Source organism: Pseudomonas sp. JL23, assembly GCF_056933585.1.
Window position 1 is genome coordinate 759,048 of record NZ_CM167795.1, and the last position, 20,577, is coordinate 779,624.

The following is a 20,577-nucleotide window of genomic DNA, read 5'->3' on the forward strand; positions in this document are numbered from 1 at the left end:
GATTCGCAGCATGATGGGGCAATTGTCGAGCGGACAAGAGAGACTGTTTTACTCGTTCAACATTGAAGATCACATCCCAGCCAATCACCTCCTGCGCAGCATTGATCGATGCCTTGATCTCAGCGATCTGCGCCATTATCTCGCCGATTTTTATAGCCCAATCGGGCGCCCATCGATTGATCCCGAACTGATGATTCGCCTGTTGGTGGTGGGCTACTGCTACGGCATTCGCTCCGAACGTCGGCTGTGCGAGGAGGCTCATTTGAACCTGGCGTATCGCTGGTTCTGTCGCTTGAGCCTCGAAGACGAAGTCCCCAATCACTCTACGTTTTCCAAGAACCGCCACGGTCGTTTTCGTGACAGCTCGCTGTTTCGCTGGCTATTCAACGAGGTGCTGCGTCGCTGCATGGACGCAGGTCTGGTCAAGGGCGAAGGGTTTGCGGTCGACGCCAGCGTCATCAAGGCAGATGCCAGTCGGCAACGTGGCGTACCTGGCGATGATGAAATCAACTGGCTCGATCCGTCGCTGAGTACTCGCGCCGTGCGTGAGTACCTTGAAGCGCTGGATGAAGAGGCGTTGGCCGAAGCACTGCCCAAGCGCCTGTCACTGACTGATCCACTTTCCCGTTGGACCGCAGCGCCAGGAGGCCCGGCGTTTTTCGCCTACTCGACGAACTATCTGATTGATGTCGAGCATGGCGTGATCATGGACGTGGAGCCGACGCCAGCGCATCGAACTGCCGAGGTCGAGAGCACCAAGACCATGATCGAGCGGGTCGAAGAACAGTTCGACATCAAGCCTGATCGGCTCATCGGCGATACAGCTTACGGAACCGCACCGATGCTGGCCTGGATGGTGGACGAAAAAGACATCGAGCCACATGTGCCGGTTTGGGACAAAACCGAGCGCAAGAACAACAGCCTCGCGATCGGTGATTTTCAATGGGATGAAGACGCGCAGCAATATCGTTGCCCCGCCGGACAAGCGTTGCGTAGCGAGTGACGTGCCTTCAAGAATCAGCGCTCACATGTCACGAAAGCCGACACCATCATCTTTCGATCCCGGCAAACAGACTGCTCTAAATGCACAATGAAAGAGCGCTGCTGTCCGAACACTTCGTTTAGAAAAATCGCACGCAGCGTCCATGAAGCAGCGCGCGATATTGCGCGGCGCATCGCCAAGACTGCGGATTCCACAGCCATCCGGCCACCTATTCCATGAACATCCGGCCACTGATTCCACGATGATCCGGCCACCCATTCCACGGTCATCCGGCCACCCTTAAGGCAGGCAGCAACGCAGGATTAATTCACTACCATCGACCTCTTTTATCGAAGCAGAGAGGTCGTCGTGGAGCGGTTATCCATGCGTAAGATTCGAGAAGTGCTACGTCTCAAATTCGAGGTCGGCCTATCTGCCCGCCAGGTCGCTATCAGCTTGCAAGTAGGTCGAGCTAGCGTCGGTGAGTACCTCAATCGCTTTGCTGCCAGCGGTCTTACCTGGCCGTCTGCGCTGACTGACGCCGAGTTGCAACGGCATCTTTTTCCGCCGCCGCCCGCTGTCCCCAGTGATGAACGTCCGGTACCGGACTGGGTTCATGTCCACGCCGAGCTACGCCGCCCCGGCGTAACCCTGGCCCTGCTTTGGCAAGAGTATCGGCTCACCCATCCGCAAGGCTTCCAATACAGCTGGTTCTGCGAGCACTACCGCCTCTGGGCCGCCAAGGTCGACGTGGTCATGCGCCAGGAACACCGTGCCGGCGAAAAACTGTTCGTCGATTACGCGGGTCAGACCGTGCCGATCATCGACCGGCGAACCGCAGAGATCCGCCAGGCCCAGATTTTCGTCGCCGTCCTCGGCGCCTCCAGCTACACCTTCGCCGAAGCCACCTGGTCGCAGAAACTGCCCGACTGGCTGGGCTCGCACGCCCGCTGTTTTGCTTTTTTCGGCGGCACCGCACAGATCCTGGTGCCGGATAATCTGCGCAGCGGCGTGACCAAGGCACATCGCTACGAGCCCGACATCAACCCCAGTTACCGCGATCTGGCCGAGCATTACGGCGTGGCCGTGCTGCCCGCTCGCTCGCGCAAACCCAAGGACAAATCCAAGGTCGAAGTCGGCGTGCAAGTGGTCGAGCGGTGGATCCTGGCGGTGCTGCGCAACCGCCAGTTCTTCTCGTTGGGCGAACTCAACACAGCCATCGCGCTGCTGCTGGATCGCCTCAATCAGAAGCCCTTCAAGAAACTGCCCGGCTCACGCCGGTCAGCCTTCGAGAGCATCGACCAACCGGCGCTGCAAGCGCTGCCGGAACACCCTTACATCTACGCCGAGTGGAAAAAGGTACGGGTGCACATCGACTACCACGTCGAAGTCGACGGCCATTTTTACTCCGTGCCATACCAACTGGTGAAACACCAACTCGAAGTACGCCTGACCGCGCAGACCGTCGAGTGCTTCCACGCCAACCAACGTGTGGCCAGCCATCTGCGCTCGCCCCATAAAGGCCGCCACACCACCCAGATCGAGCACATGCCCAAGAGCCACCGCGAACATGCCGAGTGGACGCCGCAACGGCTGATCCGCTGGGCCGAGCAGACAGGGCCGAACACCGCTGGCGTTATCGCCTACATCCTCGAACGCCGAATCCATTCGCAGCACGGCTTCCGCGCCTGCCTGGGCATCCTGCGCCTGAGCAAACAGCACGGCGAAGAGCGGCTGGAAGCCGCTTGCCAGCGTGCGCTGGCACTGGGTGCATGTAGCTACAAAAGCCTCGAATCGATACTGCGCCAAGGACTGGAACGGCTACCGCTGGCCCAGCAAAACCTGCCGTTACTGCCCGACGAGCACATCAACCTGCGTGGCCCCGGCTACTACCACTGACCTGAAAAAGGAGCACGAACATGCTGCCAAATCCGACACTCGACAAGCTACAAACCCTGCGCCTGCACGGCATGATCAAGGCGCTTGGCGAACAACACGCAACGCCTGACATCAACGATCTCAGCTTCGACGAACGCCTCGGCCTGATGGTCGACCGCGAGGTGACCGAGCGCGAAGACGCCCGCATGACCACTCGCCTCAAAGCTGCGCGGTTGCGCCACAACGCCTGCCTGGAAGACATCGACTACCGCAGCCCGCGTGGCCTGGACAAGGCCATGATCCTGCAGCTGGGCAGCGGCCAGTGGCTGCGCGACGGCCTGAACCTGATCATCGGCGGCCCAACCGGCGTAGGCAAAACCTGGCTCGCCTGCGCGCTGGCCCACAAGGCCTGCCGCGACGGCTACAGCGTGCGCTACCTGCGCCTGCCACGCTTGTTGGAGGAACTGGGCCTGGCCCACGGCGACGGCCGCTTCGCCAAACTGATGGCTGGTTATGCCAAGACCGACTTACTGATCCTGGACGACTGGGGCCTGGCGCCTTTTACCGCCGCGCAACGACGCGACATGCTTGAGCTGCTGGACGACCGCTACGGCAACCGCTCGACGCTGGTGACCAGCCAGATGCCGGTGGACAAATGGCATGCGCTGATCGGCGATCCGACCTTGGGCGACGCGATCCTAGACCGGCTGGTGCATAACGCTTATCGGATCGAACTGAAGGGCGAATCGATGCGCAGGCGCGCAACGAAATTGACGGCGACAGAGACTTCAGACTAACAATGCAAACCTGCGTCGCTGCGCTCCGACTGCCCGGCCGGATGACCGTGGAACAGGTGGCCGGATGTTGGTGGGCTGGGTGGCCGGATGGCGTGGAATGCGCAGCCAAGACACCTCAATACGTGTGCTCTCGCCATGAACGCAAGAAGGTCGAAATGTTGTTCGCTCACCTTAAGCGAATCCTGAAACTGGATCGGTTACGACTACGAGGAATGACCGGGGCGAACGACGAATTTACCTTGGCGGCTGCGGTACAGAATTTAAGAAGACTGGCGAAACTGACCTCTCAAGGGCCACCGACTACGGGATAGGTACGCCTGGAATCAGCAAAAACCTTCAAATCAACCCATCGACCAAGCTGCATCGATCAACGCAGAAGCGAAAAGCCACGCAACGTGGTGAACAGGTTCTGAAGAGACGATCAATCTCGAAATCTTCCAGTTTGAAAATCCGACTGTTTTCAACAGAATCGGCCGATTTCTGCCTGTCGCCACCGTCCCATTGAGTGCAAATAGCCCTTCAAATTTCGCCTCCAGTGCAACGATGTCCAACATCGAAGCTGCTGACTGTGAAGGGGCTTGCGTGGACTCTTGATTTTTTTTGATCTGCGTCTGAAGGGTATCCATACGATTGGACAGGGCCTGTTGCCCGGCACGAAAATCTTCCATCGTGACTGACGGTGCTTTTGCGCTTTGATCGAGCCGATCTTCCACGCTATTGATGCGCTGGATCAGTGAACCGATGCTGTCCTGGGTCACCGTACCCGCGAGCGCAGCGCTCAGGTGGTAAATCTGGTATTGCTGATACCCACACCAGCAAGTTAAACCGACCGCGCAGAGGGCTTTCAGGACGACAGGGCTTATTAGCGAAATTTGCAATGGTAGCTTCATGGATGGCCTCACTCATGATGTGAGGCACCTTCGCAAAAGCGTTGCGACAATTCAGCAGAAAACCCTTATCAGGTTCAAAGGGGTTTCAGTCCGGCTATTCCGGTTGTGGGTATTGGCCGTCGGATGGTCAGGTTCAAGCTGTGAAATTGAACGGACTTGATTACTCATCGGAGCATCCCTTCACTCAACTTTTCATATTGACTTCCGAGCTGTACGTCTCGCCCAGCAATGCATCAAAGGCCTCCGCTTCCAATGGACGACTCAGGAAGTAGCCTTGGCCCTCTTCGCAAGCTACGGCCTTTAACAATGCGAGATGTTCGGCCGTTTCAATACCTTCCGCCGTCACTGTCAACGAAAGCGCCTTACCCAGACCGACAATCGCCTGAACGATGGTCTGGTCGTCTTCACTCTCACCCAGGCGGGTCAGAAAGGAGCGATCTATCTTCAGGCCATCAAATGGAAAGGTCCGAAGATAGCTTAGTGAAGAATATCCGGTACCAAAGTCATCCATCGCGATGCGAACCCCCAGGCATTTGAGCTTGTGCATTACCTCCAAAGCACCTACGGCGTCTTCGAGCATCACACCCTCTGTGATCTCGAACTCCACGCGAGTCGGCGCAATGCTGCTCTCAGCGAGAGCCTGTTGAACCCGTTCAATCAGATTGCCGCGCTTGAATTCAGCGGGAGAGAGATTCACCGAAACGAAAAGGTGGGACGGCCATTGCGCTGCGTAGCTGCACGCTGTTCTCATGACCCAATCGCCAAGCGGCAAAATCAGCCCTGTTTCCTCTGCAATCGGTATGAATTTCTCCGGCGATACCAGGCCTCGTTGGGGATGTTGCCAGCGGACCAATGCTTCGGCGCCTACCATCTTGCCATCAGCAATCCTGAATCGGGGCTGGAAGTGCAACCTCAGTTCACCATGCTTGATCGCGAAACGCAGATCACTCTCTAAGCGACGCCGCTCGATGATACGGGTATTCATGTCACCGGCATAAAAACGCCAGGTGCTGCGACCGCCAGCTTTCGCCTCGTATAAGGCGATGTCTGCGTAACGTAGCAATTCGGCAGCCTCTCGTGCGTCGGTCGGCGCCATCGCGATACCAATGCTGGCGCTGACAAAAACTTCCTGTTCATCGACCACCACCGGAAGTTCGATCGCCTCAATGAGGCGGCGGCATAACGACTCAACTTCCTCCGGGTCCTTTGCATCGGTGAGAATCAGCACGAACTCATCTCCGCCTACCCGCGCTACCAGATCTCCGTGGCGAACACACTCCGACAAGCGAGCTGAAATGTCGTTAAGCACTCTGTCCCCAGCAGCGTGTCCCAGCAGATCATTCACGGGTTTGAACCTGTCTAGGTCCAGGCTGAGCATGACCAGCGGCTGCTCTTTGGTCGGCAGCGCCTTGAGTTTCCCATCCAGAAACTCTTGCAGCCTGACACGGTTTGGAAGACCTGTTAGAGCATCGTGCTGAGATAAAAACTCAATACGCCGGCGCGCTTCGACCTCCTCAGTAATGTCAGTGGCGGTCCCGCGAAACCCCCCTTCCGGTAGTTGCCGAGCAGAAAGACGGGTGACACGTTCCTCGCCATGGGTATCGATGTAGCGGCAGGAGATCGTTATGTCCGGTTTGCGATTTGAGATCGACAGCCACCGCGAAACAGTCCCCATCTGATTGCTGAGCAACGAGTCTATGGATACGCCTATCCAGTCTTGTCGACAGAACGCGGTGACGGTTTCAAATCGCTCGGAAAGATAGGTGAAGCACCAATCCTGATCAATCTCCCAGACCCAGTCTGAACTCGCTTCGACAACATCGCGAAACCGGGCCTCGCTTGTGGCCAGGGCCGCTTGGCTGCGCTGCAGCGAAAGGTAGCTTTCATCCAGCGCACTTGCAGCAGCGGTGGTTCGGCGCAAAATCACCCATGCCATCAAGCAGACCAGCAAAGCAGCGAAGCCCGTCAGAGGTAGCCCAAGGGCAAGAAGGCGATGCCCCGGCGTGGGCGGCGTCCAGCGTAAGTAACCGCCCTCGCCATCATCTCCAAGCGCGAAATATGATTCTTGATGCCGTTCGGTTGGCGTGGCGACATGAAGATCTTTCACTCCGAAATCCCGGCCCAACTTCGCCAGTCTGTCGTCGGTCAGTAAGTCGACAAATATCAGCACAGACGCAGCTCGACCATCGGGTTTGACCGTCGGATCGGTGCCAGGGGTTATGGCCGCGGCGGCGACAATAGCGGGAACACCATTCACGTCCATGAAGGAGGTTACAGGCGTTTCCTCCAAAGCCACCTTCCGCGCTTGGGCAACCAAAGCGCCTGATGGCTGCCCCAGCCAGTCCTCAATCGCGACATTTTTCAGCTCGCCGTTGATTACTGCATATACCGTACTGCCGCCCTCGTCGACGACGAACAGACCCTGGAACCCGAAGTCTTTATAGAGCGTCGCCCCAATATTCTGGCGAACAAAGGCCCATTCAGGATCTACCTGTAAATGAAGGTGTTTGTAAGCGTCTCCCCAGAATGCGTAGTCCTTAAGCGTCGAACCCACGCTCCTCTCTGAGGCATGCACTGCTTTGGCGGTGTAAAAAGCGCTTTCTTCTTCCTCGGTTTTATCTAGATCCCTTGCCAGGAAAAGCAACATAAAGCTCGCCAGCAAGAAAACCCCGAACAACAAGGCGACAAAATTAAAAAGAGAGCTGCGAGTCAGCGCAACACTGGAGTGACGGTACTCCAACTTAAAGGATTTGGGCAGATTTTTCATAGTTTCCGTAGCGCATTTTTCCGAGCCATACCTAAGAGTTGTATCGGCACGATGCCCTCGATGTTGAGCATGTTCGTCTTACCGTGTGGCCTGCACCGCAGATCGCGGCCTAAGTGGATCTTTGTCGATCGCCAACGCAACCACCGGAAATTCAGCAGCTCAAAGCCTTATCGGCTGTCCGGGGATGCGGAGCTTTATCGGGCGTTTCGGGATTCCGGGGAAGTCTGGAACAGGAGCTTGGTTTGGCCGATTTACCAACCGACCTCAAACGGGTGGCTGCCGACCCGCTTCGCGCACTGTATGAAGCACTGCCTGGCTAGAAAAGACTCAGATACAGAATAAAAGAAGGTATCAGTTTGCCGTCTGGCAGACTCGGCATGCCCGACTTGCGGCAGCTTTTGAGAGGTGGTCGGGCCATGCTGTTGGCTCATAGATGGCGGAACGCGGCCAATAGTGTTGAAAAAGTCTCTCCGTTTAAACTGCCCGGAAATTGACCGGGGGAAACGCCATTTTTACGCGCAGCTACGTCAAATATGAGCCTCGAAGCCTCATCCAAAAGTAATGATCTCAACCTGAGATGCGTATTTTTCTCCCGCGGAACCCCATAGCCGATTTTTTCAACAGAATCGACCTACAGCAGTCGTTCAAGTGCTGGCTGAGTCGACTCAAACGGCCATTACCAAATGGACGCTTCCATGTGAAAGCGGCCTATCGGGCGGGGGGCGTCGAGACATTCGAGGAGGACTTAGGTTTTAGAGCAAACCGTAGAACATAGTCATCCCGAAACCTTATATCCACGGCCATAGACTGTATGAATTAAAGGCTTTTCAAAGTTTTTATCAATTTCTTGACGTAACAAATAGATATTAGTGCGAAGGCTTTCGCCGGCAGATTTATTATCCCCCCAAACATTTTTCTCAAGAACCTCCCTCTCAACAAGCTTAGGGCTTTTTTTCATCATGATTTCAAGCAGCTTAAGACTTATAGGGTTTAACTTTAAAGGCAGTCCATCTCGACTCACTTCTAATGTGCCAACATTAAAGTTAAGTCCTGCAACTTTCAAAACCTGATTAAAACAATCCTGCCGCCTCGATACTATCGCCTCCAGCCTAGCCAAAACCTCACTCATAGCAAGTGGGCGAATTAAGAGGTCATCAGCCCCGGCTTCAAATCCAGCAAGGCATTCAGTCAGATTCTTATGAGTACCGATCAGTATTATAGATAAATCAGAGTGTGCGCGTAAAATACCACAAAGCATGATTCCGCAGATGTCGTTCAAATCTATATCGATAATCGCAGCATCAAATTTTTTTGTGATGGCAAGGTTTAGCCCTGTGATCCCTGAGGAAGTCCCTTCTATATGATGGCCATTACATAGCATGTAGTTCACAAAACTATCATTTTCCTTAAGTCCATTCCTGATGACAAGAATGCGCATTTTAAACTCCCTTTTAAATAACTGACACAACAACAGCAGCAGTGACTACATCTATAATATTGCAAAATTAACCTACCATAGATCACTTGACTTTAGCTCAGCTATAGAAATTGTCAATCACCGCGTTGGGAAATTATCCTTTAGATCAATAGGATAGGCCTAGTCTCTGACTTATTCCAAGGAGTCCACATAGCCACATAACTTAGAGCAGTACGCAAATCGAATTTACCCAGTGTGTAATAAAATCCGATGAAAAGCAGATACATATGCTGGCTCCGCGCGGAAGAACTCTTCGTGCTTACGTCTGGCTTTACAGCAACATAATTCTCGACACCCAAGACCATGCATGATCTACGACTTCGATCCTAAAGCCGGTCCCATGGGGTTTGGGTGTGCTACGCGGGAGTTTTCTGGCCCTCAGTCCCACCTAAGTTTCCCTGCGTAGTCTCTCCCTTGCGCCACTTGAAGCGCTGTCCTGGAGGGACTATCGACAATGAACCCGACAATGGCCGGTTGGCTAAACAAGGTCCCTGAGGTCACCCTGGCCTTCTGGGTGATCAAGATTATGTCCACGACCGTGGGCGAGACGGCGGCAGACTTTCTTGCTGTCGATGCCGGTCTTGGCGCAGGCGTCACCACGATCGGCATGGCGGTCCTGCTGGCCATTGCGCTGTTCGGCCAGATGCGTGCAAAAGCCTACACTCCTTGGATCTACTGGCTCACCGTGGTGCTGGTGAGCATCGTCGGCACCCAGATCACGGACGTACTCACCGACATGCTGGATGTCAGCCTGTACACCAGTACCGCCGTGTTCTCCGTGGTGTTGGCGGCCATTTTCTTCGTCTGGTATCGAGTGGAAGGCACCCTGTCCATCCATGACATCGTCACGCCCCGGCGGGAAATGTTCTATTGGGCCACGGTGCTCTGCACCTTTGCCCTCGGCACCGCCGCTGGCGATCTCGCCACTGAAGCGCTGGGCCTGGGCTTTACCCTTGGCATGCTGATTTTCGCCGCGCTGCTGGCCGCCACCCTCGTCGCCTGGCGTCTGGGCGGCAATGCGGTGCTGACCTTCTGGATCGGCTACATCTTGACCCGCCCATTCGGCGCTTCCTTCGGTGACCTGTTGACCCAGGCCAAGACCTACGGCGGCCTCGGTATGGGCGCCACCTGGACCAGTGCCATTTTCTTCTGCGTCATTTTCATTCTGGTGACCGTCGCCCAGTTCGGCGTCATCTCCCGTAAATACCTCGCTGAATAACTTTTACCAACGCAATCAAGGAACCCTTATGCGCTACTTTAAAAATGCTGTCCGTCACGCCGCCATCGTTTCCGCCATTTTCCTGCTGAGCATCGCCACCGGCTGCTCGAAACCTGCGGACAAACCCAAGGAAGCATCGGGTGCGATAGTGCTGCAGGCTGACGGGCAGAATGCCGCTGCCTCGAAACTGGGTGACCTCTCGGCTTTTCGCAGTATCGCCGCCGATGTCAGCGACCTGGTCAGCAAAAATGAGCTGCCGAAAGCAAAAAACCGCATCAAGGATCTCGAAACAACCTGGGACTCCGCCGAAGCCGGTATCAAGCCCCGTGCCGCCAGCGACTGGCACCTGCTCGACAAGGCCATCGACCGGTCTCTCTCGGCCCTGCGCGCCAGCAGCCCCAATGAGTCTGACTGCAAGGCCGCCATGGCGGACCTGATGAAAGTTTTTGATACGCTGCAAGGCAAGAAATAATACCTGCCTATCGGTAACCGAGGAGGAAGCATGCGGATATTGCTCGTCGAGGATGACCCAATGATTGGCGAAGCCATTCAGGGGGCTCTGCGCGACGCCGGCTACGCGGCCGACTGGGTCCGCGACGGCGTGCTCGCCCTCGCCGCGCTCGACACCCAGCACTATGACTTGGTGCTGTTGGACCTCGGTCTGCCTGGCAAGGATGGCCAGGCGGTGTTGAGCACCATCCGCGCAAACAACAACCCGGTGCCCTTACTGATTATCACCGCCCGGGACAGCCTCGATGAACGTCTGCGCGGTCTGGATGGCGGCGCCGACGATTACCTGCTCAAACCCTTCGAAATGGCTGAGCTGCTGGCTCGCATGCGCGCGGTGCTGCGGCGTAAGGGCGGCAATGCCGCACCCTTGCTGGGTAATGGCGTGGTCTCCCTGGACCCTGCCAGCAAAGAAGCATCCACCGCCGAATTTCCCAGTGTTCAACTCTCCAATCGCGAATTCGCCCTGTTGCAGGCCCTGCTGATCCGGCCGGGGGCGATTCTCTCGCGCAGCGACCTGGAAGACCGCATCTATGGCTGGGGCAACGAAGTAGAAAGCAATGCCGTGGAATTTCTGATCCATGCGCTACGGCGCAAACTCGGCACCCAGGTCATCAAGAACGTCAGAGGTGTCGGATGGATGGTTTCAAAAAGCGCCTGAGGGAATCGGTGCAACTGCGCTTATCCGTCATGCTGTCGCTGGCCATCCTGATTGTCGCCCTCGCGGCCGGTGTGTTCGCCTTTGCTTCGGCCTTCGATGAAGCCCACGAAATGCAGGACGAAAACCTGCGTCAGGTGGCCATCCTGTTCGATCGCCAACACATGACCCTGACCTACCCCGACCACCAACCCACCCCAGGCGACGACGAAGAGTCGCGGGTCACGGTTCAGTACCTGGCCGATGGCGTTCGCGCCGTGCCGGGCAGCGATAGCGACACGCCCCTGCCGTTGCCGACCACCCTGGCCGACGGCATTTCGACCTTGCAGGTGGCCGGTGAGCCCTATCGAGTGTTGGTCAGGACCACTGCCCATGGCGAGCGTATCGCCGTGGCCCAAGAGGTCGGCGCCCGCGACAAGGACGCCCGTGAGAGCGCCTGGCGCAGTCTGCTGCCCTTTCTGATCCTGTTTCCGGTGCTGTTGCTGGTTGTTGGCGACCTGGTGCGCAAATTGTTCCGCCCCATTGCCGTGGTGTCGGCGGAAATCGATCAGCGCGCCGAACAGGAGCTGCACCCCATCGACGAAAGCCACCTGCCCGTGGAAATCCGCCCCTTTGTCGTGGCGATCAACCGCCTGCTCGAACGCGTGGCCCAGTCCATGGAGACCCAGCGCCGCTTTGTCGCCGATGCTGCCCACGAGCTGCGCTCACCGCTGACGGCGCTGTCCTTGCAGGCCGAGCGTCTGGCTGCTGTGGAGCTGCCCGCCGCCGCCCACGAGCGCCTGCTGCCGTTGCGTCGGGGTATCGAGCGCGGGCGCAACCTGATCGATCAATTGCTGACCTTGGCCAGGGCTCAGTCGGCCCCCAGCCAGCAGAGTGCGCCACTGTCGGTTCAGGCAGCGTTTCGTCGGGTACTGGAAGATTTGTTGCCCTTGGCCGAAGTCCGCCAGATCGATATTGGCGTAGAGGGCGAAGAGGATGCGCGGATACTGATGGATGAAGTCGATCTGATCGCGCTGCTGAAAAACCTGGTCGATAACGCCATCCGCTACACCCCGGAGGGTGGGCAGGTGGATTTATCGGTGAAGACCGAGCGCGGCATGGCGCTGATCGAAGTTCGGGACACCGGCCCCGGTATTGCGGCCGAAGAGCGTGAGCGGGTGTTCGACCCGTTCTATCGCTGCCTGAGCGGCCATGAAATCGGTTCGGGGCTTGGTTTGTCCATCGTCAAGGCGATAGCTGAACGCACGGGCGCCACGGTCAGCCTGGGCGAAGCAGGGGTAAAGGGCGGATTGTGCGTGTCAGTATGTTTGCCTATCGGCTGAGACAAGCACTATCTGCTGGATGCGCTGTTCGGCTGGGAACACTGCCTGGCGTGCAGCTAGACGATACATTCTGATGGCTATCTGAACATCAACTGATCCCGGACACGATGTTAGGTCAACCAAACCTCCCTCATGAAATCATGAGATGACGTCAGGTTAAGACGGTTCCTCGGACGTTAGGGGTGTGGACAGCTTTTCATCCGACGCCAAGTCACAAACGGCCCCTGCAGTGATTCAATCTCACACCTAAAAACTGTGTAACAACAGCCAAACAGGCACTGTCTCGGAGCCCAATTACAGTTGAATAGAGTCAGGATAAAGCAGTCTCTGCACTTCACAGCATCTAGCATATTACGGGCTTCTTGAAAAAAGAAAATTGAACCTAAGCTGAACAGGAATTGAAACAAAAAACAGCAACCATGGTATGCAGGATTTTCTGACGCCAAGAAAAAACCCAAACTATGCCAAACGTTTAATACCAAATAAGACTAGCGGTTTTGGATTAATGATTTATAGTTTTAACAGGCAGCTATAGATTGAAATGGACTTCAGCTTCGACTACGAATTTGGCCGCTGGAGGCCCTCATGAACCTTAGATCAATCAACCTTGCCCCTAGAGCAGCTCTCTGTTTCGGTGTTATCACCACCTTGCTGATCGGCCTGGGTGCCTTTTCCTATGTCCAGATCCTGCACCTCAGGAGCGCCGAGCAGGATATTGAGACTAACTCGCTTCCCAGCATTCAGGTCCTCGACGATGTCCAGATCGCCCTGCTGCATGCGCGCCTGGAAAGCGTCCGGATGCTCAATAGCACAGACCCTGAGAGCCATAGGGTTGCAGAGGCACAGATCAAGGATGCCATACAAACACTCAAAGCTCGAAGCGAGTACTACCGAACTCACTTAATTTCAGGGGAGCAAGACCTAGCTCAGTTTGGACAAGCAAATGCGGCGATGAATGACTATATAGACGGTCTCAATAAACTACTTGAACTTGATACATCAGACAGAACCAAAGCTGTCGCCTTTTCTAATACCGAGCAAGCAAAGAGAGCTACTGCCTACCAGGAAAAACTTAACGTGATGCGGGAACAAAATGCCAACGAGGCAGTAAAATCGGGCGTCGAGGCCGGAGGTGTTTATGATCACAGTGTCAATATTCTAATTGCGGTCCTTGCGATAGCCTCCGCGCTAACGGTATTTTTGGCGATTGCCTTCACTCGAAGTATTGTGGCGCCAATGAGCGCTTCATTAAAACTGGCAGAAGACATTGCGACGGGTGATCTGACTCGCCAGCTCGAAGTCACAGGAACAGATGAGGCTTCTCGCCTTATGCAGGCGCTTAATAAGATGCTCAGCAATCTGCGTAGCACCATCAGGGAAATTTCCGGGGCGTCCGATCAGCTCAGCACCGCCGCAGTAGAAATGACATCCATCACCGAAAGTGCGGATCGCACCCTTCAAAAACAGAATAGTGAAATCGAACAGGCGGCCACGGCCGTAAACGAGATGAGCGCTGCGGTTGAAGAGGTTGCCCGTAATGCCACCTCTACGTCAGAAGCGGCAAAACAATCCAGCGTGTCGGCGGAGCTCGGTAACAAACGAGTAGCAGAAACCTTGACTGCGATGCGGAGCCTTACTGGTCTGGTAGAAGTTTCTTCGGGCCAGGTGCAAGCGCTGGCCAGCCAGGCACAGGACATCAGCAAAGTGCTCAGCGTCATCCGCTCAATCGCCGAGCAGACCAATCTTCTGGCGTTGAACGCCGCTATCGAGGCCGCCCGAGCAGGCGAGCAGGGACGCGGGTTTGCCGTCGTCGCTGATGAAGTACGAGCACTGGCACATCGCACGCAAACCTCGACGCAGGAAATCGAGCAAATGATTGCGACGATCCAGGCAGGCTCGTCAGCGGCGGTGGAATCTATGCAAAAAAGTACATCAGAGGTTTACAGCACTCGCCAAACGGCAGAGCAGGCTGGCGCGTCTCTGCAGCAGATCAACGATTCCGTACTCGAAATCAATGACCGAAATCTGCAAATCGCCACGGCATCAGAAGAGCAGGCCCATGTGGCGCGGGACGTTGATCGCAGCTTGATCAGCATTCGGGATCTGGCAATTGAAAGCAGTGAAGGTACTCGACAGACCTTGAACGCCAGTAATGAGCTATCGCGCCTTGCCGTAAACCTCAATGAGCTGGTCTTGCGCTTCAAAACCTGATTTTTGAAACGCACACGCGGCTGGACCTGCCGTCGCCAATGCACTGGCGACGCGAATTCATATTAATGACTTATGGCATAGCCATAACTGTCCCGTCGTCTGTCATGAAATGTATGGGCCGGATGGCCGATGACCTGATTTTGCCGCAGGCCAGGCAGGAGATCTACTTTTTCAACAGAATCGGCCGATAGCTGCCGATTGGGAGAGTTCTTATTGATGCTTGGCTCACGCCCGATGCTCGCGGATCCGCCATTGAAAGCTCGGCAAGCTAGAACTGGGGTTTCTCAATCGGTAAATCCGCAGCATTTACACAGAACGCGGCCCAGTCAGCCATCAATGCCCGACGTTTCTCTAAAAAGTCTGACCGCGAATACGCCGCTTCCGTCTGATCCCGCTCATCATGAGCAAGTGCCAGCTCACACAGCTCTCGCGGATACTGAGTGCACTCATTCGCCCAATCCCGAAAGGTAGAGCGAAAGCCATGCCGAGTAATGTCGGCATGCCCGAGCTTATGCAGCAGCGTGCGTACGGCATTGGCGTGAATAACGCCGCTCTTCCCTTGCCCAGGGAATAGATAAGCCGAGTCGGTGCGATCTATGCTTTTCAGCATTCCTGCTGTTTCAAGGGGAAGAGGAATACTGAACGGCTTCTTCATCTTCATGCGCTCCCCAGGAAGCGTCCAGATCGCCTTATCCAGATCAAACTCGGACCATTGGGCAAAGCGAACCATGTGAGATCTAGCGCCAGTCAGAATGAGCAGGCGGGCGGCCACAGCGTCGCGGCTGGGTATCCCCGCTAGCGTGCTCATCAACGGCGGCAGGTCGCGCCAATGCATCGCCGGGAAATGCTGGCGCTGCCGGGCCTTTTTCTTTTCTGCTTTGCTCAACAGATTATCCAGGTGTCCGCGCCAGCGGGCCGGGTTGTCTCCCTCTCGCAAACGGCGAGCTTTGGCAGCGTCCAATATTTGTTCTATCTGGCCGCGCACTTCATCGGCAGTACGGGTCTTGGTTGCCCAGATAGTGCGCAACACCTTGAGGACGTGGTCGGTCTGGATGGCATCAGCCGAGAGTTGGCCAATGGTGGGGAAGGCATACAGTTCAAGTTTGCGCAGCCAGCCTTTACGCCATTTGTCTGACCAGCCGGCGCCATGTGCCTCTTGGTGCTGGGTTGCCAAATCTTTGAACGTAACGCTGCGCGCGGAGGCCTGTCGTTCAGCTTCGCGTTTCGCTTCTCTCTGCGCGTCGCGGGCGGATAGTGGGTCGACGCCGGTATTGAGGACTTTGCGGTGGTCCGCAGCTAGTTGGCGGGCCTGGCTGAGGGGCACAGTAGGGAAAGGACCCAGTCCCATTTCACGGCTTCGACCTTCAAGTTTATAGCGAAAGATCCAGCTCGAGGCGCCGCTTTTTGATACCTGGAAGTAGAGCCCATCGCCGTCGTTGGTCTTCCCAGGCTCTGCGGCTTTGGCCAGTGACTCCACTGTCTTGCTCGTTAGCTTGCCCACACCGCACCTCTCAGCCGACCCACACCTTGACCCACACTTTGGACGCGGATTTCACTGGTCGTCCATGGATCTCCATAGACTGATAATACGTCTAGAGCCCCGTAATTCATAGGGTTCGTGGACCTTGGTGGATTTCCGTGGCGCATTAAAAAGCCGGCTTGTGGCCGGCTTCTCGTGGGCAATCTTGGAATATTTTTGGTAAACCGCAATCGCCTGCAAAGGGTGCCCTGAAAGGGCGTTGTCTGGACGGGGTCGGTGTATCACCGAGCCCGTTGTCGCGGCCGTCGCCGTGTGGGTGGCGGCTGCGTAAAACGTGGCGCGGATGATACTGGTGTTTGTCGTTAATGGACAGTGCGCAAATGTTACAGGTCAGGGGAAGGGTGCTTCCTGTCGGCGGTTGAAGGTGGACCACCAGAACACCCAGCCGATGATGCGCAGTTGTTGTTGCTCCAGTTGCTTGGCATTGAGGTATTCGTCGGGGTATTCGGGGTGGTTGTGGCTGCGCAGGCGCAGGCCGCCAGCGGGACGGCGGTAGAGGTAGGCGATGCGCAGCATGCCGCTGTGTTCCACGGCGTACATTTCGCCGTCGATGAGGTGGGTCTGGCTGCGGTCGATGCCGATCAGGGAGCCATCCTGGATCTTGTCGGCCATGTTGCGGCCGGTCATGGGTACGCAGAAAGTGTTGGCCATGTCGATGTTCATGGCTTGCAGGATGTATTGCGGCAAGCGGATTTTTTTGCCGGGGACGGGCACTATCACCTCTTCGTCCGGTTGGCGTTCGTGGTTGGGGGCGCGTTCTTTATAGAGCGGTATTTCCGCGTCACCGCGCATCAGGCCTCGGCCTTGATGGTGCAGGTGCGCGTTGTCGCCGCCGTTGTTTTCGTTGGCGGATTCGCTGGGATGCTTGGGGCCTTCTCCGGTTTTCAGCCAGCGAGCGTTGACGGTCAGTAGTTCAGCCACCTCGTCCAGACGAGCCAATGGAATGCCGCGCTTGAACCAATTGTTCACGTGTTGCGGCGTGACCTTGCGGTTGGCGGCGAAGTCCGTTGCAGAGAGATGGCACTCCCGCAGGAGGGCACGTAGTCGATCACCTGATGTATTCATGGGGTGGGAGTTTACGAGGCTCTTTGCCCTGTTTAAATAAACATGGCGTTCAAATGTGCGAGGCATCAAGTTGCAGTTCGATGCAATGGACTACAGGGTTTTTACTTAGTTGTAGGAAACTTCTGTAATTATCTCGCAGGTGGTAAATAATTGAATTTTATAAGGCGTCGTATTTTCTGCCTGTCACGCGATGTTTAAGGCGCGTGTTGTCACGCTGCAAGTTTCAACAGTTGTTTATTGAAAGTGCATTGTTTCCATTTTGCAGGTAATACAAAAGCGCGGTTTGGGGCCGGACGGGAGAGCAGAGAGGGAGGAGTGCAGGAGGGGCAGCACCTTCGGAGCGCTCATGGCGAGCGGCTCCGAGGGTTTGCAGCAGGTATCAGCCTTTGTAGGCGGCTACCGATTTCATGATCTCGGCGCGAGCTGCGTCAGCGTTGCCCCAACCGTCGATCTTCACCCATTTGCCTTTTTCGAGGTCTTTGTAGTTCTCGAAGAAGTGCTTGATCTGCTCCAGCAGCAGTGGCGGCAGGTCGGTGTACTCTTTGACATCGACATACAGTTGCGACAGTTTGTCGTGCGGTACTGCGATGACTTTGGCATCGCCGCCGCCATCGTCAGTCATGTTCAGAATGCCGACCGGACGGGCGCGGATCACCGAACCTGGAGTAACCGGGTAAGGGGTCACGACCAGCACGTCGAGGGGGTCGCCGTCGTCGGCCAGGGTGTTGGGGATGAAGCCGTAGTTGGCCGGATAGAACATCGGGGTGGCCATGAAGCGATCAACGAACAGGCAATCGGATTCTTTGTCGATTTCGTATTTGATCGGCGCGTGGTTGGCCGGAATTTCGATCGCGACGTAGATGTCGTTCGGCAGGTCTTTACCAGCCGGAATCTTGCTGTAGCTCATTGGGCATTGCCCCCTTAGTTTGACCAGACAGGTTTCGGCTGATTAAGCCAAAAAGTGGGCCGGATTATAGGCATATTCCACGGGCGTTGCCATGCGCGACGTTAGTCCCTAGACGTTGGTAGCGTCGGCGTTGCGGGGCAGTGCGTTCAGGCGGGCCAGGGTGTCCTGGCGATAGAAGGCGCTCAGTTGCGCGTAGACCTTTGGATAAGCGGTCATAAGCAGGTCGGGGGCGCTGAAGAAGTATTCGCTGGTCACGGCGAAGAATTCGGCGGGGTTTTCTGCGGCGTAGGGGTCGATGGCGGTTTCGCAATCGGGGTCGTGATCAAGCTGGCGGTTGAGGTCGTCGTAGGCGCTTTGCATGGCGTTGGCCCAGTCGCTGGTGCGCATGTCGCGGTGCAGCGGCGGCAGGCCGTTGGCGTCACCGTTGAGCATGTCGAGCTTGTGCGCCAGTTCGTGGATCACCAGGTTATAGCCGTCCCAGCCGCCGCTGCTGAGCACACCCGGCCAGGCCAGAATCACAGGACCTTGCAGCCAGGCTTCGCCGCTGTGCTCGCCATCCCACTCGTGTTCGATGCCGCTGGTGTCGCGATGGCGCTGGGGACTGAGGAAGTCGTCCGGGTACAGGACGATCTCATGAAAGCCCTGATACCAGTTGAGATCACCAAGGTTGAGCAGCGGCAGTTGCGCCTGGGCAGCGAGAAACAGGCGCTGCTCGTCGTCCAGTTCAACGCCGGGCAGGGCAGTGAGTTGTTTGGCGAGAAGGAACAGCACGCTGTTGTCGCGCAGCCAGCCGTCCTGTTCGGCGCTCAGGCCGTCGAGGATCGGCAGGCGTTGGCGCACTCGTTGCCACACTTGCGGGGCAACGGGATGTTTGGCCAGCGTGCGTCGTCGCCGCCAGTCGCGCAGCGACCACATGCCTTAGCGGGCGTCGGCGGTGCGGGACATGCGGCTGCGGACGAAGCCGATGATCATCGGCAGCAGCGAGATGAGAATGATGCCCAGGACCATGAAGGTCAGGTTTTTCTTGATGAACGGGATATTGCCAAAGAAGTAGCCCAGGGTGACCAGACCGCCGACCCAGAGGATCGAACCCAGGACGCTGAAACCGAGGAACCGCGGGTAGGACATGCGCCCGACACCGGCGACGAATGGCGCGAAGGTGCGGATGATCGGCAGGAAGCGCGCCAGGGTCACGGTCTTGCCGCCGTGGCGGTCGTAGAACTCGTGGGTGCGGGTCAGGTAGTCACGGCGCAAGATTTTCGAGTCGGGGTTGCTGAACAGTTTTTCCCCGGCGGTGCGGCCGATGATGTAGTTGGTGCTGTCACCCAGGACCGCCGCGAGCATCAGCAGGCCTGCAAGTACTATCGGGTCCATGCCGCCGCCGGCTGCAACAGCGCCGGCGATAAACAGCAGGGAGTCGCCGGGCAGGAAGGGCGTCACGACCAGGCCTGTCTCGCAGAAGATCACCAGAAACAGGATCGCGTAGACCCAGGTGCCGTATTGATTGACGAGCATATCGAGGTAAACGTCGAGATGCAGGATAAGGTCTAAAGGGTTGAAATCCATGGGGGGCACCTGTGTCGATAGCCCATACCGGGCCGTGCGCTGAAGAAGTACTACTGAGAAGTGGGCGACATTATAGAGGGAGACGATGTGAAGAGGTTGTCGGCAATTGCGTAATGGGATGTGAGATTTTTGTGGGGCCGGCTTTAGCCGGGAAGGTGGTATGGCAGGCGATGAAAATATATCGATCCTGCCCACGCTTTCCCGGCTAAAGCCGGTCCCACATTGGTTCTGTACGAGCAGCAAAAAACGCATTCCCATTTAAAGAGCAGCGTCATTCGTTGATCGGCAACACATAGTTCTTGAACTGAGTGTCTTCTTTGAAGCCAATCGATTCATAGACCTTTTGTGCTACTTCGTTGTTGCTGCTGGTGGACACCCGCATGCGCACGGCATGGGATTCCTTGGCCATTTTCTTGGCCTGTTTCATCAGGTGGTCGGCGACCAATTGGCGGCGGGCGTCTTCGGCGACGTAAATGTCGTTGAGGATCCACACGCGCTTGAGCGACAGTGAGGAATAGCTGGGATAGAGCTGGCAAAAGCCCAGCAGCTTGCTGTCGTCATCGTCCGGCAGGGCCAGATAGATCACTGACTCTTCCCGGCGCAGGCGTTTTTCCAGGAAGCTGCGTGAAGAATCAGGGTAGGGCAGCTCGCCATAAAACTCGCGGTATTTGACGAACAGGGGGGTCAGCAAGTCCAGATGGTCGAGCGTGGCTTGAATGATCCGCATGGTGGGGCCTCAACTTCTCTGTGGGCGTTTGCGCGATGCTGCCCAATGGCTTTAGAAAGCGCAA

At 56.4% G+C, this 20,577-nt stretch carries 16 protein-coding genes and 2 pseudogenes; 9 read left to right on the forward strand and 9 right to left on the reverse strand.

The window, feature by feature from the left end; genetic code table 11:
- Positions 1-10: 10 nt before the first annotated feature.
- The 4 genes and pseudogenes from AC1Z24_RS03695 to AC1Z24_RS03710 form a co-directional block, all read left to right on the forward strand.
- Positions 11-1,192, forward strand: a pseudogene (locus AC1Z24_RS03695) (transposase); the annotation flags it as partial.
- 174 nt (positions 1,193-1,366) lie between these two features.
- Positions 1,367-2,881 (forward strand): IS21 family transposase, encoded by a 1,515-nt coding sequence (istA, locus tag AC1Z24_RS03700; RefSeq protein WP_483744584.1) that lies wholly within the window; start codon positions 1,367-1,369, stop codon positions 2,879-2,881.
- A gap of 20 nt (positions 2,882-2,901) precedes the next feature.
- Positions 2,902-3,657, forward strand: coding sequence for an IS21-like element ISPsy14 family helper ATPase IstB (gene istB / locus AC1Z24_RS03705; protein ID WP_483744585.1), 756 nt, complete (start codon positions 2,902-2,904; stop codon positions 3,655-3,657).
- 104 nt (positions 3,658-3,761) lie between these two features.
- Positions 3,762-3,968 (forward strand): annotated as a pseudogene (locus AC1Z24_RS03710) (transposase); the annotation flags it as partial.
- A 30-nt stretch (positions 3,969-3,998) separates the two neighbouring features.
- Here the strand turns inward: AC1Z24_RS03710 and AC1Z24_RS03715 are convergent.
- From AC1Z24_RS03715 to AC1Z24_RS03725, 3 genes are all read right to left on the reverse strand, one after another.
- A complete protein-coding gene (locus AC1Z24_RS03715; RefSeq protein WP_483744586.1) occupies positions 3,999-4,547 on the reverse strand; it encodes a hypothetical protein in 549 nt (182 codons plus the stop codon).
- A 184-nt stretch (positions 4,548-4,731) separates the two neighbouring features.
- Positions 4,732-7,314 (reverse strand): bifunctional diguanylate cyclase/phosphodiesterase, encoded by a 2,583-nt coding sequence (locus AC1Z24_RS03720; protein WP_483744587.1) that lies wholly within the window; start codon positions 7,312-7,314, stop codon positions 4,732-4,734.
- Positions 7,315-8,089: 775 nt separating this feature from the next.
- Entirely contained in the window at positions 8,090-8,752 is a 663-nt protein-coding gene (locus AC1Z24_RS03725; RefSeq protein ID WP_483744588.1) for a response regulator transcription factor, read from the reverse strand.
- Positions 8,753-9,245: 493 nt separating this feature from the next.
- On the opposite strand from AC1Z24_RS03725, the gene AC1Z24_RS03730 reads away from it, so the two are divergent.
- The 5 genes from AC1Z24_RS03730 (at position 9,246) to AC1Z24_RS03750 (ending at position 14,708) form a co-directional block, all read left to right on the forward strand.
- Positions 9,246-10,010 carry a COG4705 family protein gene (locus AC1Z24_RS03730; RefSeq protein WP_483744589.1) on the forward strand — a complete coding sequence of 255 codons (765 nt, stop codon included), beginning with the start codon at positions 9,246-9,248 and terminating at the stop codon, positions 10,008-10,010.
- A 28-nt stretch (positions 10,011-10,038) separates the two neighbouring features.
- A complete protein-coding gene (locus AC1Z24_RS03735) occupies positions 10,039-10,482 on the forward strand; it encodes a hypothetical protein (protein WP_483744590.1) in 444 nt (147 codons plus the stop codon).
- A gap of 30 nt (positions 10,483-10,512) precedes the next feature.
- On the forward strand, positions 10,513-11,178 hold the full coding sequence (locus AC1Z24_RS03740) for a response regulator (protein WP_483744591.1): 666 nt from the start codon (positions 10,513-10,515) through the stop codon (positions 11,176-11,178).
- Positions 11,154-12,497, forward strand: a complete 1,344-nt coding sequence (locus AC1Z24_RS03745) for an ATP-binding protein (RefSeq protein ID WP_483744592.1) — start codon at positions 11,154-11,156, stop codon at positions 12,495-12,497. Before AC1Z24_RS03740 ends, AC1Z24_RS03745 begins: the two co-directional genes overlap by 25 nt.
- A 585-nt stretch (positions 12,498-13,082) precedes the next feature.
- Positions 13,083-14,708: a methyl-accepting chemotaxis protein gene (locus AC1Z24_RS03750; protein ID WP_483744593.1), complete on the forward strand. Its 1,626-nt coding sequence runs from the start codon at positions 13,083-13,085 to the stop codon at positions 14,706-14,708.
- A 268-nt stretch (positions 14,709-14,976) separates the two neighbouring features.
- Here the strand turns inward: AC1Z24_RS03750 and AC1Z24_RS03755 are convergent, their stop codons facing one another.
- From AC1Z24_RS03755 to AC1Z24_RS03780, 6 genes are all read right to left on the reverse strand, one after another.
- Positions 14,977-16,209, reverse strand: a complete 1,233-nt coding sequence (locus tag AC1Z24_RS03755; RefSeq protein WP_483744594.1) for a tyrosine-type recombinase/integrase — start codon at positions 16,207-16,209, stop codon at positions 14,977-14,979.
- Between the two features lie 369 nt (positions 16,210-16,578).
- On the reverse strand, positions 16,579-17,313 hold the full coding sequence (locus AC1Z24_RS03760) for a LexA family transcriptional regulator (protein ID WP_483744595.1): 735 nt from the start codon (positions 17,311-17,313) through the stop codon (positions 16,579-16,581).
- A gap of 379 nt (positions 17,314-17,692) precedes the next feature.
- Entirely contained in the window at positions 17,693-18,220 is a 528-nt protein-coding gene (gene ppa / locus AC1Z24_RS03765; protein WP_259104673.1) for an inorganic diphosphatase, read from the reverse strand.
- 108 nt (positions 18,221-18,328) lie between these two features.
- Positions 18,329-19,135, reverse strand: a complete 807-nt coding sequence (locus AC1Z24_RS03770) for a M90 family metallopeptidase (RefSeq protein WP_483744596.1) — start codon at positions 19,133-19,135, stop codon at positions 18,329-18,331.
- A 3-nt stretch (positions 19,136-19,138) separates the two neighbouring features.
- Positions 19,139-19,786: a DedA family protein gene (locus tag AC1Z24_RS03775; protein WP_259104676.1), complete on the reverse strand. Its 648-nt coding sequence runs from the start codon at positions 19,784-19,786 to the stop codon at positions 19,139-19,141.
- Positions 19,787-20,057: 271 nt separating this feature from the next.
- Complete coding sequence (locus AC1Z24_RS03780; protein WP_483744597.1) at positions 20,058-20,513, reverse strand: GNAT family N-acetyltransferase; 456 nt, start codon at positions 20,511-20,513, stop codon at positions 20,058-20,060.
- Positions 20,514-20,577 lie beyond the last annotated feature (64 nt).

Coding starts and splice junctions, on each gene's coding strand:
- istA (WP_483744584.1), top strand. CDS start 1,367: ATGCGTAAGATTCGAGAAGTGCTACGTCTCAAATTCGAGGTCGGCCTA.
- istB (WP_483744585.1), top strand. CDS start 2,902: ATGCTGCCAAATCCGACACTCGACAAGCTACAAACCCTGCGCCTGCAC.
- AC1Z24_RS03715 (WP_483744586.1), bottom strand. CDS start 4,547: ATGAAGCTACCATTGCAAATTTCGCTAATAAGCCCTGTCGTCCTGAAA.
- AC1Z24_RS03720 (WP_483744587.1), bottom strand. CDS start 7,314: ATGAAAAATCTGCCCAAATCCTTTAAGTTGGAGTACCGTCACTCCAGT.
- AC1Z24_RS03725 (WP_483744588.1), bottom strand. CDS start 8,752: ATGCGCATTCTTGTCATCAGGAATGGACTTAAGGAAAATGATAGTTTT.
- AC1Z24_RS03730 (WP_483744589.1), top strand. CDS start 9,246: ATGAACCCGACAATGGCCGGTTGGCTAAACAAGGTCCCTGAGGTCACC.
- AC1Z24_RS03735 (WP_483744590.1), top strand. CDS start 10,039: ATGCGCTACTTTAAAAATGCTGTCCGTCACGCCGCCATCGTTTCCGCC.
- AC1Z24_RS03740 (WP_483744591.1), top strand. CDS start 10,513: ATGCGGATATTGCTCGTCGAGGATGACCCAATGATTGGCGAAGCCATT.
- AC1Z24_RS03745 (WP_483744592.1), top strand. CDS start 11,154: ATGGATGGTTTCAAAAAGCGCCTGAGGGAATCGGTGCAACTGCGCTTA.
- AC1Z24_RS03750 (WP_483744593.1), top strand. CDS start 13,083: ATGAACCTTAGATCAATCAACCTTGCCCCTAGAGCAGCTCTCTGTTTC.
- AC1Z24_RS03760 (WP_483744595.1), bottom strand. CDS start 17,313: ATGAATACATCAGGTGATCGACTACGTGCCCTCCTGCGGGAGTGCCAT.
- ppa (WP_259104673.1), bottom strand. CDS start 18,220: ATGAGCTACAGCAAGATTCCGGCTGGTAAAGACCTGCCGAACGACATC.
- AC1Z24_RS03770 (WP_483744596.1), bottom strand. CDS start 19,135: ATGTGGTCGCTGCGCGACTGGCGGCGACGACGCACGCTGGCCAAACAT.
- AC1Z24_RS03775 (WP_259104676.1), bottom strand. CDS start 19,786: ATGGATTTCAACCCTTTAGACCTTATCCTGCATCTCGACGTTTACCTC.
- AC1Z24_RS03780 (WP_483744597.1), bottom strand. CDS start 20,513: ATGCGGATCATTCAAGCCACGCTCGACCATCTGGACTTGCTGACCCCC.